We start from the raw sequence: 14,013 nt of genomic DNA on the forward strand, positions 1-14,013 counted from the left end.
CGTTGGTATCCGTAATTATTCGTCCAATGCAGTTACTTGCCTACTTGCAGCGTTTGATCCAACCATTCGAAGAGCCGGTGATTGAACAGCAGCAATGCTCCAAATTGACAATGTTCCTCAGCGCATTCTTCGGCGGTGAATTTCATATAGGTTTTAGGACAAGCGAGCGCGTCATATAACATCTGGGGCTGGCCTGCGAAAAAGTGATCATGTTCAGCTTCGCACACGAGCGTGGGACACTGGATTTTATCGGCCACGCCTTCCAAGGTGTAGGCAGCTGTTTTCGCGACGAGTTCACTAATGCTTTTAGCTCTGTACGTGAACATGCCGTTTTCGATCGCCCAGCGGATATTGACGTTCTTCTCCATTAATATACGTATGAATTTTTCCATATTAATAGGGTCATCCAAATCGCCATGAAACCCTTGCTGAAGTTTCCGGCCCATCTCGCCAAATTGAAAGGAGAATAAACCATCGTTTGCGATACAAGCGGCAAGGCGATGTTCGAAAGCGGCTGCACGAGGCGCTAAATGACCGCCGAAACTGATCCCCATAAGGGCGATCCGTTGGGGATCGACCTCAGCCCGATTCCACAAAAAATCGACCACAGGCGAGACAACGTTTTCCCAATCGTTGCGAAACGGCAGGTGCTGCTCCCGAATAACCGCGCCTTGCCCCGGACCCTCGAAGGTAAGGCAGTTGTACCCACGCTGCAGTGCCGCCGCCGCCACTTCCCAATAAAGCTCTTCCCCTGTAGAATCATAGCCCCCGTGAACAATCAAGGTAGGCCGCCGCTCGTCATCTACGCGGTAAAAATATCCCGGTAAACGGGTCCCCTCATACGGAATTTCCACTTGCTCCACGAAATCCATGAATTGAATGGCTTGGCGGAATGCGGACCGGCTTTTATCCCAAGTCTCCAGGATACGTGGATCACCCGGCGCGCCATGCAGGAAAAATTCCGCTGTGCGGTAGTAATTGGAGGCTCTCATATAAAACTCCTTCGCACTGATTCGATTGCCCCGCTTCAGGCTGTCGTCAGCCAAAGCTTGAATTCTTTCGGCGGTTTTATACCATTCGGTGTACCAGCTTTCAAAATCCCCTTCTTTGATCCGGTAGGCGGTTGACAGACATTCGCCAATATCGGCTCCTCCATAAGGGGCATAGCTGAGCGTTCTAAGCAGCTCAAAGGAAAAAGTTTGATCATTAAAGACAAGACGCATGGTAATCGCTCCTCATTTTCTTGGATTGTAGTTGTGTGCTTTATAGGTTAATATTAACTTATATCAAGAAAGTTTATATGTCAATAATAACTTATGTTAAAATTAACTTATGTATATTTTGAAGGAGGATAATATCCAAGTGAGTTCCATTAAATTTGTATTGCTTAGTTTATTGGCTCGGGAACCTTTAAGCGGGTATGACATCAAGCAGCAGATGAAAGATAGAATTAATTTTTTCTACAAAATCAACAATAACCAGCTCTATCCGTTGCTTTCCAAACTGGAAACGGAAGGGCTGGTGCAGCTGCAATCGCATGAACGGGAATCGTACAGACCGGCACGGAAAGTTTATAAAATAACGGACCAAGGGATTGAACATTTAAAGGAATGGGTCATGGAGCCAAGCGAGCCGGGGAATTGGGATGAATTCCTCCTCAAGCAGTACAACTCATGGTTGATTGCCCCGGAAGTTTTGATTCCTCACTTGAAAAAGAAAAGGGCTGAGCATGAGCAGCGGGTGGAGTTGTATACGGACAAGATCGCTTCGATTCGCGAGCAGAATCAGGAATTAACCAGCGACCATCCGCTTTTCTCGTCCATTGCCATTATCGAAATGGGGATAAGTTTTGAGAAGAGCTGCAGTGAATGGTGCGATAAAATGATTGGCTGGTTGAAGAGCAATCAGATTGGGTAGGACCTCTTCAAAAATTCATCTAACTTATTCAAACAAACTCAAAAAACAGAGCTTTATCAACATCCTGCAGTCGCTCAAATGAGCGGCTTTTAATTTTGCTCAAGAAACATCTCCTACCAAAGAGTTAACCTTGATATCAGCCGGAGGCCATCGTCTCGAGTGAATTCCTCCAGCAAAGCGGCAGCTGAAATAATTTATTCGGTATTTGGTAAAATATCACTATATGAATTATCGCTATATTTGCATCGTAAGGGTAATCACATCAATAGAAGAGAGAGCCCTGAAAGAAAGATGTCTCATCTGACCGAATAACAGTGATACTGTCGAAATATTAAATCAAGAGTTTGTAGGTGAATTTGATGATTGGTTTGAACTTGATGAAGTCCCTCAACTATAGTTTCCATTAAATCTATCCCCTCTACAACCTCTTAGGGATGCAGCAACTTCCCTGAGACCCGGGTGTGGAGCTTTTTTTGTGCAAAATGAACTTTTATAACCTCTGCTGTCTCTTACTTATGAAAAGGGGGGAGGACATGAAAGTAAGCCATCTGGTCAAACAAGCCCAAAAAGGCAACAAGGAAGCCTTACTGCAGCTAGTCATAGCCGATCAGGACGCTTATTATCGTCTTGCCTATGCATACATGGGAAACGAGCACGACGCGATGGATGCGATGGAAGACATGATTGTTACGCTGTATGAAAAGATTGATCAATTGCGAAAGGGCGAAGCCTTCTACAGCTGGAGCAAAACCATTCTCGTCAATCGGTGCAAAACATTACTCCGCAAAAAGGCGCGGTTTCTTCCGCTGGAAGACGAGCGAGGACCATCACTTGCCGCATTGGCTGACGATCATCCATATCGCTATTCGGAGTCCGAGATGGACATGCAGGTGCTGCTATCTCATTTGAACGCACAACAGCGGGAAGCGATCGAACTTCGATATGTTCATGATCTCCCGTATCAGACGATTGCGGACATAACCGGTGCGCCGCTTGGAACCATCAAATCAAGAATCTCGCAAGGCATCCAAAAACTAAAAGTCATGATCGGAGGTGATCGTTATGAACACGATCGAAGAGAAATTACAGGAGCATAAGCAGTTTTTGAATAGGGTGCAGGCTCCGCCGGAACTTGAAGGCAGACTTCGCAATGCGCTTCAGAATGTTCCCGCTAAGAAAAGAAAGAAGAATCCAGCTTTGACATGGGGTATATCAACTGCCGCGGCGCTCCTTCTGATTGTTGGAATGTATGAATATCCTGCCTTCGCTTATTACGGAGGCAAGCTGCTTAATCAAAGCGAGTTGACCTCCCTGAGTTTTTCCGAAGTGGCCGAGCAAGGATACGGACAGCAGGTAAACCAAAGCAAAACGCTTGATGACGGTACTGTCATTACCATTAACGGTGTTATTGCCGACGATAACGCATTTTTAATGTATTACACCATTAATCGGCCCGCAGGCTCCGTATTGGATGACAATGGTTTCGTTCGTTACGGTGTAGACCAATTGCACGGGTTCTTGACTAATTCCAATCCGACTCAAGGAAACGGCAATTACAGCAAAGATGAAACCCGGTTCGAAGGAGTGTATAAATTCGAGCCGGTTAGTCCATTCTCCAGAACATTGACAGCTACATTCAGTGAGCGGCTGGGTAATGGGGAACAGGCATTGTATCCTATTTCCTTCAAGTTTGACCCTACTCAAGCGATGAAGAGTATCATTAAAGAGAATATTTCCAAATCCGTTCCTGTTGATCAGGGCGCTGTCCACTATGACTCCATTACCGCTTCGCCATCTTCAACCATCGTGAAGGCGCATTATGAATTAAAGGAACCCCCAAGATATCCAGCCAATACTAAGCTTTATGTTAATGGAACAGAAGTGAAAAATTGGGGATATAGGGGGGCGGTTGGTTCGGGATTTGAAATTGAATTTGATGTGCTTCCAACAGACAAGATTAAGACCATTGAACTTGTACTGGAAAGTTTCCCAGGATATCAGAAAGTAAAAGAACCCGTCTCCCTTGCCGCACCATCAGACCGATCCATCAAAATAGGAAATGAAAAGATATGGATTCGCAGCGTAACCAAAACCGACACAGGCTATGATATCGTGATCGCCAGAAAACAATTTGTACACTTGGAAACGGACCATTTATCCATACAAGCCGGCGGTAACGTAGTTCCCGTATCATCGATTTCCGCATCCCGCCCTTGGGATTTGAAAAATGGCAACATTCTGTGGGAGAATACGTATTCTTTTAACACCACGGACAAACCGGAGCTCCTCATGGTGGACGGGTTCGATTATATTAAAACCTACAATAAGACCATATCTGTAGATATAAAAAAATGAAACGAGCAAAGAGGTCCAAAACCAGCAACGGCGCTTGACCAAACCATCAGGCGCACCTCTGCATCCTAACCCGGTCAGCCTTTCAGTGCCATGGCACTTGGCCGCTTGGACCGAAGGGCCACAGGCGAGCGGGACGCCGCTGAACATCAAAGAGGAGCCCGCCGATAAAGCGGCGGTGCTCTTTTGTATTGTGCCGGGGCAACCTGCCAAACAGATTGCTCTTAGAATCTGCTTTGATAAATTGCTTTGAAAAACTGCTTCGAAAAACTGCTTCGAAAACATAAGGGCAAAAAATGGCGTTATTCCGGCAGTATCCGTCCATTTGAGAGACATAGAGGCATTTTATGCCGCTATTTTCTCGAATCATCAAGAAATGCCCGCGTTCTGGACCCTTCATAGGAAAATAAGGGCAAAATGCCGCTAATGGGGACAAACATGCCTGGCTCCGAATAATAAGGACATAAAGTGCCGTTATTTTGGGCTCAACCCAGAAATTTTTGGGCTCGACCCAGAAATCGGCGCTTGATTAACGTGTTATCTCGAATGATCAAGCTGTACGGTACATTTTCTACACTAACGGCTGCCACCCGCGCTTATCCACACTAATGCGCTTATCCACACTAATGGGCTTATTCACACTAATGCGCTTATCCACGCTATTGCACTTGTCCCGCAATCAAGCGACGCTTGTTGTTTTGAGCCCTATTTTTGGAGGCCGATCACTTAATAAACACGCCGCCAAAAGGGATCACCTCGCGCAGGAAACGTTTGACGATGCCGTCCTCCGCCTGCAGATCCCGTACCAGTTCACCGCTTCCGGGGCCGCCGGATTGGACCAGCACCGAGCCTTGTCCGGTCATTTTCCATTGGTAGCGCATATGTTGGCTGGCCAAGTGATTGCCGTAAACGGAGAGCTCCAGCTTGGCGCGCTCGGGATAAGCGAGCACCCGTCCGGCTTCCACGTAAAGCGGCTCTTCGGGATGCAGCGGCAGCTCGATCACCTGTCCTTGGGTCAGAATCCCGATTTGCCCTAGGCCGGAAAATTTGACTTTTACCGCGTCACGGGTGATCATCATGTTTTTCATGCTGAGAATGCGGTTCTCCATACGGATGCCTTCGGTATAAAAAAAGAGATGCCGGAAGTCGTACAGCAAGTCGCTCTCCCCGGCAAACTCGAGCACTTTCAAACCGATGGCGGGAGGGAGGGAGGCGGTTACCCGGCAGGGCCCCGTGAAATCGGCCCGCAGCAGCTTGCGTTTCCGGTAGATGCCTTTCATATTCATCAGTCTGTCGGTCCGGTGATGGGCCGGGCCGCGGTAAGCGATGACTTGCCCGGGGTGCAGCAGATGCAGCTTGTCGGCTTCGCGCAAGTCGAAGGTGACCGTATGCCCGCCCAACCCCGCCAGGCCGTCGTTGTGCTTTAGAATATCCATCATGGACTCCTCCTCTCCGTAGCGGCAAATCAGCGGCGGAGCGCCAACCGGACGAGCCGCAGCACGACAAAATAGCCCGCAAACAGCACGAGGCCGGCAAACGCCATCACCCGGATTTTTCGGGCATTGGCGTCACGGATCTGTTGCGCCTCCGTCAAAGCCGATACGGTAGCGGCGAGCTCCCTGTTGCGCGCCATTAGCTCCTCGTTTTGCCGGCGGAAGCTTTCCAGCGTTTCCTGCGTCGCATCGAGCTTGTCCAAAGTGTTCTGGTAATCCGCCTTTAATTCACTCACCTCGGAGGGGAGTTGCGACAGTTCATTGACCCCGCTCCAAAAATCGTTCCAATAGCCCGCCTCGGCCGGTTTTCCGCCCCCAAAGAGCAGTCCGCCGGCGAGCGGGACAAGAATAAGCAAGAGCAGGGACCGGTTCCGGTTTCTTATCAATTCCCCCACCTCCAAACATCAACAAACATCGTCATATATCAACTTTTACGTAATAGGGGGATGAAAAGTTTCTGAAGGGCTAATTCCTTCGGTTATTTCGGCATCCGTCTCTCGCTGCGCACGGCCACGCGGGCTGAAGCGGCCGCCATTCCCGCCTCGGCGATTTTCCCGTTTTCGACCCGGTAGACGGCGCTGGCCGGGGCTGGCCATTTTTATGAGGGGTTTGCCGGTCGGCAGGAAGACTGTCCGCTTTCCCGATGTGGACGCCGGCCTGGTCTAGTCTGCCGGTCTAATCTGCCGAAGGGTCAAAGCCCAAAACAAGAGGGCAATGGCGCTCACGGCGGCGCCGAACAGGCATACCCCTCTCCAACCGGAATAAGCGTAGATATGGGTTGAAGCGATAGCTCCGGTTGCGCTGCCGATGGAATAAAAGATCATGTATCCCCCAGTGAGCCGGCTTCGCGCTTCGGGACGCACGGCAAAAATCAAACTCTGGTTCGTGACATGCACCGCTTGCACTGCCGCGTCAAGGAGGAGGATGCCGATGACCAGGACAGGCAAGGAGTATTCGGTATAACTGATCGGCAGCCAAGATATCAGCAACAATACCAACGCCAAGCCCGTCGTTCTCTGCCCCAGGCCGCGATCGGCAAGCTGCCCCGCTTTAGACGCCGCCAACGCTCCGGCAACGCCGGCCAGGCCAAACGCCCCGATTGCGGTATGCGATAACGATGCCGGAGGCGAGCTCAAAGGCAGCACCAGGGATGTCCATAATGTGCTAAACGCCGTGAATATGAGTAAAGCCAAACCTGCGCGGATGCGCAGCACTCTTTCTTGTACGAATAATTGAACCACCGAGCGCAGCAATTGCGGATAGGATAATGGTTCCTTTTTGCCGTGATATTGCGGGAGTACCCGGTATAAAGTTACACCCATGATCAGCATTAAAGCTGCAGAGACCAGATAAACCGAGCGCCATCCGGCGATATCCGTTAAAATCCCGGCAAATGTTCGCGCGAGCAATATTCCGATCACGACTCCGCTGGTCACTAACCCGACGATGCTTCCCCTTTCGGACGGGGCGGCTAAAGTGGATGCGTACGATACCAACACCTGCGTTACGACCGCAAGCAATCCTACAACCGCTAAACCGGCAAACAGCACGGTGACGGTATTGGCGATGCCAACAACGGCAAGAGCCCCTGCGGATATTAGCATCATCACGATGATAAGCCGGCGCTGATTAAGAAGATCGCCGAGCGGCACCAGCATAAATAGCCCTAGTGCATAGCAAATTTGCGTAACGGTAATGATGCTTCCAACGGACGACCGGGTGATATCGAATTGTTCCGCCAGTGAATCGAGCAGCGGCTGTGCGTAGTAAACGTTGGAAACCGCCAGGCCGCAGGCGATGGCGAACAACAGAGCTATTTTGTACGACATAAAAGAAGAGGCAGCAGGTGCGGACGTTAAGGCGGCTCCTTGAGACGCAGCCTTGCCAGTACGGGCGCCAGCGCTTGCTTTCGCTTGGGATTTCTCCATCTTTTACCCTCCATCGCTAAAAAATGAATTTTATATACCGTTCGGTACATAATTTAACATAAACTATACTGCCTTGAAACTTTTTTTGTCAACAAATTTCATTGTGGTTACAGCGATCATTGACAATGAACACTTTGAAAAATAGAATTATTTTATACCAATCGATACTTAACGAGGATGATGGAGGTAACGATGGCCAGACTTCGCGAATTTGATAAGGAGAAAGCATTAGAGGCCGCCATGGAATTGTTTTGGGAGAAGGGGTTTGAAGCAACGTCTTTAACCGATTTAACTTCGAGAATGGGGATTCAGCGGCCAAGCCTATACGCGGCTTTTGGAGACAAAACGGAGCTGTTCGAAGCTGCCCTGCGTAAATACATGGGGTCCCACGCTTCTTATGTCCGCACCAGACTGCAAAAGCACGCAACCGTCAAAGAAGCGTTTCGCTCCTACTTTGAAAGTCTGGTGGAGGCGGAATACCAAGGGGGGGAGAATCGCGGGTGTTTTTGCATCAATACGATGGTGGAGCTGGCGCCGCATGACAAGAAATTTGAAGTTCTTACGAGGGAACATGAGATGTATCTTGCCGTAATATTCCAGGAGAAGCTTGAACAAGGCGTACAATCCGGCGAGCTTAAAGCGGATTTGAATGCGCAAGCTCTAGCTCAGACATTGGTCGTATCGCTCATCGGCCTTACCGTGCTGCTGAAATCGCGTCCTGAACGGTCATTTGCCGACAATTCCGTATCGGTTATATTGTCTTTATTGGATTAACGCGCATTCCGTTAGGCACGAATGAGAGAGCAACATAACAAAATCCGCCCTATGCCATAATCTATTTGAATTTAAACTTAAATTTTCGGAGGTTATGGAACATGGGGAAATTGACAGGAAAAGCCGCGCTGGTTACCGGAGCCGGCCGAGGCATCGGCAGAGCCATTGCGATCCGTGTGGGGCAAGAAGGGGCCTTGGTAGCCGTCCATTACGGGCAAAGCCGGGAAGCGGCCGAAGAGGTCGTCCGCGCCATCGAGCAAAGCGGAGGAACCGCATTTGCGATAGGTCAAAAATTCAGCGATGCCGGAAGCGTGGGGGCGTTTTATGAGGCATTGGACGAGGCGCTAAAAACACGCACGTACGACACCAGGTTCGATATTTTGGTGAACAATGCGGGGATCGCCTCCACGCTGCCGATTGAGGAAACTACGGAAGAGGTGTTCGACGAACTTATGGACATCAACGTGAAAGTCCCGTTTTTCCTGGTCAAGCAAGCTTTGCCGCGGCTGCGGGACGAGGGGCGGATCATTAACCTGTCGTCGGCCGTGACGCGGATCTCTTTGCCCGGCGTTGCCGCCTACAGCATGACAAAGGGGGCGATCAACGCGCTGACGTTGTCCTTGTCCGCCCAGCTTGGCCCGCGCCGCATTACGATCAACGCCATCCAGCCGGGCTTCGTGGAGACGGAGATGAACGCCCCGATGCTCCAGGATCCGGACTCGCGTCAATTTGGCGCGGACTATTCCATCTTCGGAAGATGGGGGCAGCCGCAGGACGTCGCGGATATCGCCGCATTTCTATCTTCCGAAGACAGCCGCTGGATCACGGGGCAGTTGATCGACGCCAGCGGGGGATCGCATCTTTAAGACACTGTATACTTGTACACCCGGGCTTCGTAAGGCCGCAGCGTCAATAGTCCCTGATCCGGCAGCGGCTCGCGCGCATAATTGCCGATGAGCAGCTCCGCGTCCGCTGCGGCAACCTCGGCGGGGAGGGCAAAGCTGGTCTCTTCGCCGAAGAAATTCAGGATGACGAGCAGCCGCTCGTTTCCGAACGCACGCACGTAGGCGAATACCCGGTCGTCATCTTCCGCAACCAAGGAGTAATCGCCGTAAACGATGATTTCGTGCTGTTTGCGCAATTCGATGAGACGGCGGTAATAGTGGAAAAGGGAATCCGGATCCGCCAAGGCCGCCTCCACGTTGATCTCCTTGTAATTCGGGTTGACGGCGATCCAGGGCGTTCCCGTCGTAAAACCGGCCTGCGCTTCCGCGTTCCACTGCATCGGCGTGCGCGCATTGTCCCGTCCTTTAACGTAAATGGAGTTCATGATCTTTTCTTCCGGATGCCCCAAGGCTTTATATTCCCTGTACATGTTGATCGTCTCGATGTCCTTGTATTCGCCGATCGAAGCGAATTTCACGTTGGTCATGCCGATTTCTTCGCCTTGGTAAATGTATGGCGTACCCTGGAGCGTATGAAGGAGCGTGGCCAGCATTTTCCCTGATTCTTTGGGATAGCGGGTTTCGTCGCCGAACCGGGAGAGCAACCGCGGCTGGTCGTGATTGTTCAGGTACAGGCTGTTCCAGCCTTTTCCGTTCAGCGAAGTTTGCCATTTGGTAATGTTCGCTTTGATATCGGCAAGCCTCCAGGGTTTGACGTCCCATTTGCCGCCGGGACCGGAATCGACATCCATCAGCTCAAAATGGAAAATCATATTGAGCTCGCTGCGGTCCTCGCCGACATAATGCAGCGCATCCTCGGGGCTGGCGCCGATCGCCTCGCCGACGGTCATCACATCGTATTTCGACAGCACTTCCCGGTTCATTTCCTGCAGATATTCATGGACCCGCGGGCCGTTGACAAAATATTTTCCGCCAAAATGATAGCTGCCGTCCCGTACGTCCGTCCCCGCATCCGGCAGTTCCGGAACTTTGGAAATCAGGTTGATCACGTCCATCCGGAAGCCGTCGATCCCCTGATCCAGCCACCAGGTCATCATCTCGTAGACTTCGCGGCGGACCACCCCGTTATCCCAGTTCAGGTCGGGCTGCTTGCGGGAGAACAGGTGCAGGAAATATTCATCGGTCGCCTCGTCATACTCCCATGCCGGCCCGCCGAAAAAAGAACTCCAGTCGTTTGGTTCCCGTCCGTCCTTGCCCGGGCGCCAGATGTAGTAATCCCGGTACGGATTGTCCGGCGATTTGCGGGATTCGGCAAACCAGGCATGTTCGTCGGAAGTATGGTTTACGACCAAATCCATGATCAGTTTCATGCCCCGCGCGTGCAGGCCGTCCAGCAGCTCCCGCCAATCGGCGAGCGTGCCGAATTCGGCCATGATTTCCCGGTAATCGCTGATGTCGTAGCCGTTGTCGTCATTGGGCGAGCGGAAAACGGGGCATAACCAGATCACATCGACGCCAAGCGTCATAAGGTAATCGAGTTTGGACACGATGCCTTGCAGATCCCCGATGCCGTCGCCGTTGCTGTCCATAAAACTGCGGGGGTAAATTTGATACACTACGCTTTCTTTCCACCATTTTTTTTGCATGATTAGCTCTCCTCTATATTTAGTTGAGTTTGCAACCGGTTAAACTGCAGCCTATGCTTTGACCGCGCCTTGCGTAATGCCGTTGATGATCCATTTTTGCAGAAACAGGTAAACGACAACCATCGGCAGCAGGGCCAGCAGATAGGAGGCGAACGCCAGGTTGTAGTCCGTGCTGAACTGCCCCTGGAAGACGTACTGCACCAGCGGCAGCGTATATTGCGTCGGTTCGGCCAGCAGGATCAGCGGCAGCAGGAAGTCGTTCCATGTCGACAAGCTGGACAAAATCACCACGGTCGCGCTGATCGGCGCGAGCAGCGGGAAGATAATCCGCCAGAACGTTCCCCACGTCGAGGTCCCGTCGACTCTGGCCGCTTCTTCCAGTTCAATCGGCACGGACCGGATGTATCCGACGTAGACGAACACGTTAAACGGCAGGCCGTAAACGATGTACAGCATGATGAGGCCCGGAATGTTGTTCATGCCCAGATCGGTCGTCACTTTGACGACAGGCAGCATGATGATCTGAAACGGGATGAACATCGCGCTGACAAAGTACAGATACAGCAGCTTGAAAAAACGGCGGTTCATATTCCGCGCAATCGCATAAGAAACCAGTGAATTGGTTAGCAGGATGCAAACGACGGATACGACGGTAATGACGGCGCTATTGGCCAACGCGTGAAAAAAACCGGTCGCTTCGATGGCCCGCGCAAAGTTGCTGAAGTGCAGTCCCGTAGGCGGCGAGAAGATCGACTTCGCCATTTCCTCCGGATTTTTGAGCGCGATGCTTACCGTCATATAAAGCGGGAACAGAATAAACAGCGAGCCCAGGGCAATGAGAACCGTAGCCGGCCAGTTTGTAGGTTTTCTCATAGTTGATCCAACTCCCGTCTTTGCAGAACTTTGATTTGGAACAGGGAAATCGCCACGATGACGATAAAATAAATGACCGCGTTGGCCGACTGGTAAGCGAATTCGCCGCCGGTAAACCCGCCTTGGTAAATCAGCAGCGCGATCGAGCGCGTGGACGTGCCCGGGCCGCCTCCGGTCAGCGCGATGATCTGGTCAAACACCATGAGCCCGCCCTTCATGGCCAAAACCATGTTGATGGTAAAAAACGAAGCGAGCATCGGGAACGTGATCTTCCAGAACTCTTTCCATTTGGACGCGCCGTCCAGGCTCGAGGCTTCGTAAAGATCGTTTGGGATGGTCTGGAGCCCGGCCAGGTAGAGGATCGTATTGTAGGCGATGGACTGCCAGACGCCGACGATGACGATGCCGGCCCAAGCCCAGTCGGCGTTCCCGAGCAGGTTGGTCGAGAAAAATTCGCTGCCCAGCTTTTCGCCCCAAACGGGAAAGGCGTTGGAAAACAGGTAATTGAAAATGTAGCCGATAATCAAAACGCCCAGCACGTTCGGCAGGAAATAAACGGCGCGGAAGAAGTTTTTCGCTTTGATTTTCGAATTTAGCCCAAGCGCGATCACCAGGCTGATGACATTGATGAGAATCGTCGCAGCGATCGCGTACTTGAATGTGAAGATATACGATTCGAGCACATTGGAGTCTTTGAATACGTTGATAAAATTTTTCAGCCCGACGAACTCATAACCGTCGCTGAAGCCGTCCCAGTTCGTAAAGGCGTAAAATATCCCCTGCAGGGCCGGATAGGTGTGAAAGGCGAAAAACAGCAGCAAAGCGGGCAAAGTCATCAAATAAAAGGCCGTGCGGCGCTTGGTCATGGATGATCCTCCTTAAAACGGAATGAAGTGTGACAACCGAACGTAAACGTTTACGTATTGTGCGAAAAAAAGACATCAGGCATAGGGTTTTACCGTCTGTCTTTCCACGATCGAATGGGCCATAATCCGGCTGCTTTCGGCTTCGCCGGTTTTGATCATGCGGATCAGCTTCTGGGATGCCAGATTCCCCATGTCATACAGCGGCTGGCGGACGGTGGTCAAAGGAGGAACCACCATTTGGGCCAGCTTGAGATCGTCATACCCTATAATCGACAGGTCCTCCGGAACCTTGATCCCATGCTTGGCGGCCACGGATAGGGCGGCGATGGCCATCTCGTCGCTGGCCGCGAACACCGCGGTCATATCCGGAGCCTTCCGCAACAAGCTTTCCATCGCTTCGCAGCCTCGCTCAAACAAGAAGTCCCCGTAAGCGATATAAGCGGGGTCAACAGGTATGCCGTGCGTTTCCAACGCCTTCTTGTAACCTTCGATTCTTGTGACCCCGGCGATTTTGTCATGTTTCGTCCCGCCGATCAAGGCGATTTTTCGGTGGCCGATCCGGATCAGATACTGGACGGCGTCAAAAGCGGCCTTAAAATCGTCGACCTTTACGTACGGTACGTTCTTGTAATTCGACTCCGTCGAGACCAGCACGAACGGAATTTGCATTTTCTTTAATGCCTGATAGTACTCCTTCTTCAACACTTCGCTTGAAAAAATCACGCCGTCAACCTGCTTCTCCCGCAGCACCTGCAAATATTTGAGCGTCCGCTTCCCGTCGGAATCGGTATTGCACACCACAACGCTGTAGCCGTTGTCCTGGGCGTAGTCTTCCACCCCGCGGAGAATTTCCGAAGAGAAGAGACTGGACACGGTGGGAAACATGACGCCGATCGTATGGGTCCGTTTATTGATCAGACCGCGGGCGATCGCATTGGGCTGATACCCGATTTCTTCGATGGCTTTAAACACCTTATCTTTCGTCTTTTCCGAGTATCCGGGCAGGTTGTTGAGCACCCGCGACACAGTCGCGATAGAGACATTGGCTTTATTGGCCACGTCCTTGATGGTTGGGTTCATTTTCTTTACCAGTCCCGTCTGCAAAAAATTTTGCTTACGCAGGAACGAGCGGCATCCAACGTAAACGCTTACCCAAATCTTAGAACGCGCCTTTTATTTTGTCAACTTTGTTTTTTTCATGGTGAGAAGGGGCTTTCCCAAAGGGCATTGACAAACAAAAATCGCGGTTATATATTTTG

At 51.2% G+C, this 14,013-nt stretch carries 13 protein-coding genes; 5 read left to right on the forward strand and 8 right to left on the reverse strand.

Features of this window, described 5'->3' with window-relative positions:
* Nucleotides 1-32 precede the first annotated feature (32 nt).
* A complete protein-coding gene (locus NYE74_RS27525) occupies nucleotides 33-1,223 on the reverse strand; it encodes an alpha/beta hydrolase family protein (protein ID WP_036626294.1) in 1,191 nt (396 codons plus the stop codon).
* 139 nt (nucleotides 1,224-1,362) lie between these two features.
* Between NYE74_RS27525 and NYE74_RS27530 the strand changes: the two genes are divergently transcribed.
* The 3 genes from NYE74_RS27530 (at nucleotide 1,363) to NYE74_RS27540 (ending at nucleotide 4,272) form a co-directional block, all read left to right on the forward strand.
* On the forward strand, nucleotides 1,363-1,917 hold the full coding sequence (locus tag NYE74_RS27530) for a PadR family transcriptional regulator (RefSeq protein WP_036626291.1): 555 nt from the start codon (nucleotides 1,363-1,365) through the stop codon (nucleotides 1,915-1,917).
* A gap of 533 nt (nucleotides 1,918-2,450) precedes the next feature.
* Entirely contained in the window at nucleotides 2,451-3,014 is a 564-nt protein-coding gene (locus tag NYE74_RS27535; RefSeq protein WP_213511174.1) for an RNA polymerase sigma factor, read from the forward strand.
* On the forward strand, nucleotides 2,980-4,272 hold the full coding sequence (locus NYE74_RS27540) for a DUF4179 domain-containing protein (RefSeq protein ID WP_036626287.1): 1,293 nt from the start codon (nucleotides 2,980-2,982) through the stop codon (nucleotides 4,270-4,272). The genes NYE74_RS27535 and NYE74_RS27540 overlap by 35 nt, the downstream gene beginning before the upstream one ends.
* 719 nt (nucleotides 4,273-4,991) lie before the next feature.
* Here the strand turns inward: NYE74_RS27540 and NYE74_RS27545 are convergent.
* From NYE74_RS27545 to NYE74_RS27555, 3 genes are all read right to left on the reverse strand, one after another.
* Complete coding sequence (locus NYE74_RS27545; RefSeq protein WP_036626286.1) at nucleotides 4,992-5,705, reverse strand: AIM24 family protein; 714 nt, start codon at nucleotides 5,703-5,705, stop codon at nucleotides 4,992-4,994.
* Nucleotides 5,706-5,734: 29 nt separating this feature from the next.
* Nucleotides 5,735-6,148 carry a hypothetical protein gene (locus tag NYE74_RS27550; RefSeq protein ID WP_155621318.1) on the reverse strand — a complete coding sequence of 138 codons (414 nt, stop codon included), beginning with the start codon at nucleotides 6,146-6,148 and terminating at the stop codon, nucleotides 5,735-5,737.
* Nucleotides 6,149-6,424: 276 nt separating this feature from the next.
* Complete coding sequence (locus NYE74_RS27555) at nucleotides 6,425-7,591, reverse strand: MFS transporter (protein ID WP_227872942.1); 1,167 nt, start codon at nucleotides 7,589-7,591, stop codon at nucleotides 6,425-6,427.
* Nucleotides 7,592-7,882: 291 nt separating this feature from the next.
* Here NYE74_RS27555 and NYE74_RS27560 point away from each other — a divergent pair, with 291 nt between their 5' ends.
* Nucleotides 7,883-8,464 carry a TetR/AcrR family transcriptional regulator gene (locus NYE74_RS27560; RefSeq protein ID WP_036626281.1) on the forward strand — a complete coding sequence of 194 codons (582 nt, stop codon included), beginning with the start codon at nucleotides 7,883-7,885 and terminating at the stop codon, nucleotides 8,462-8,464.
* A gap of 101 nt (nucleotides 8,465-8,565) precedes the next feature.
* Entirely contained in the window at nucleotides 8,566-9,330 is a 765-nt protein-coding gene (locus tag NYE74_RS27565; RefSeq protein ID WP_213511175.1) for an SDR family oxidoreductase, read from the forward strand.
* Here the strand turns inward: NYE74_RS27565 and NYE74_RS27570 are convergent.
* The 4 genes from NYE74_RS27570 to NYE74_RS27585 form a co-directional block, all read right to left on the reverse strand.
* The gene (locus NYE74_RS27570; RefSeq protein WP_124333271.1) at nucleotides 9,327-11,015 is read right to left on the reverse strand and encodes a glycoside hydrolase family 13 protein; all 1,689 of its coding nucleotides are present in this window, start codon (nucleotides 11,013-11,015) and stop codon (nucleotides 9,327-9,329) included. The genes NYE74_RS27565 and NYE74_RS27570 overlap by 4 nt on opposite strands.
* Before the next feature lie 51 nt (nucleotides 11,016-11,066).
* Nucleotides 11,067-11,888 carry a carbohydrate ABC transporter permease gene (locus NYE74_RS27575; protein WP_036626276.1) on the reverse strand — a complete coding sequence of 274 codons (822 nt, stop codon included), beginning with the start codon at nucleotides 11,886-11,888 and terminating at the stop codon, nucleotides 11,067-11,069.
* Nucleotides 11,885-12,754: a carbohydrate ABC transporter permease gene (locus tag NYE74_RS27580; RefSeq protein ID WP_036626275.1), complete on the reverse strand. Its 870-nt coding sequence runs from the start codon at nucleotides 12,752-12,754 to the stop codon at nucleotides 11,885-11,887. Before NYE74_RS27580 ends, NYE74_RS27575 begins: the two co-directional genes overlap by 4 nt.
* Before the next feature lie 75 nt (nucleotides 12,755-12,829).
* A complete protein-coding gene (locus NYE74_RS27585) occupies nucleotides 12,830-13,834 on the reverse strand; it encodes a LacI family DNA-binding transcriptional regulator (RefSeq protein ID WP_036628826.1) in 1,005 nt (334 codons plus the stop codon).
* Nucleotides 13,835-14,013 lie beyond the last annotated feature (179 nt).

The organism is Paenibacillus sp. FSL P4-0127 (genome assembly GCF_038007325.1).
Taxonomy (GTDB): Bacteria; Bacillota; Bacilli; order Paenibacillales; family Paenibacillaceae; genus Fontibacillus; species Fontibacillus macerans.

Bases quoted from the DNA above. Each gene is read 5' to 3' on its own strand.
- NYE74_RS27565 (WP_213511175.1), top strand. From the start codon at position 8,566: ATGGGGAAATTGACAGGAAAAGCCGCGCTGGTTACCGGAGCCGGCCGA.
- NYE74_RS27525 (WP_036626294.1), bottom strand. From the start codon at position 1,223: ATGCGTCTTGTCTTTAATGATCAAACTTTTTCCTTTGAGCTGCTTAGA.
- NYE74_RS27585 (WP_036628826.1), bottom strand. From the start codon at position 13,834: ATGAACCCAACCATCAAGGACGTGGCCAATAAAGCCAATGTCTCTATC.
- NYE74_RS27570 (WP_124333271.1), bottom strand. From the start codon at position 11,015: ATGCAAAAAAAATGGTGGAAAGAAAGCGTAGTGTATCAAATTTACCCC.
- NYE74_RS27545 (WP_036626286.1), bottom strand. From the start codon at position 5,705: ATGGATATTCTAAAGCACAACGACGGCCTGGCGGGGTTGGGCGGGCAT.
- NYE74_RS27535 (WP_213511174.1), top strand. From the start codon at position 2,451: ATGAAAGTAAGCCATCTGGTCAAACAAGCCCAAAAAGGCAACAAGGAA.
- NYE74_RS27540 (WP_036626287.1), top strand. From the start codon at position 2,980: ATGAACACGATCGAAGAGAAATTACAGGAGCATAAGCAGTTTTTGAAT.
- NYE74_RS27575 (WP_036626276.1), bottom strand. From the start codon at position 11,888: ATGAGAAAACCTACAAACTGGCCGGCTACGGTTCTCATTGCCCTGGGC.
- NYE74_RS27555 (WP_227872942.1), bottom strand. From the start codon at position 7,591: ATGTCGTACAAAATAGCTCTGTTGTTCGCCATCGCCTGCGGCCTGGCG.
- NYE74_RS27560 (WP_036626281.1), top strand. From the start codon at position 7,883: ATGGCCAGACTTCGCGAATTTGATAAGGAGAAAGCATTAGAGGCCGCC.
- NYE74_RS27580 (WP_036626275.1), bottom strand. From the start codon at position 12,754: ATGACCAAGCGCCGCACGGCCTTTTATTTGATGACTTTGCCCGCTTTG.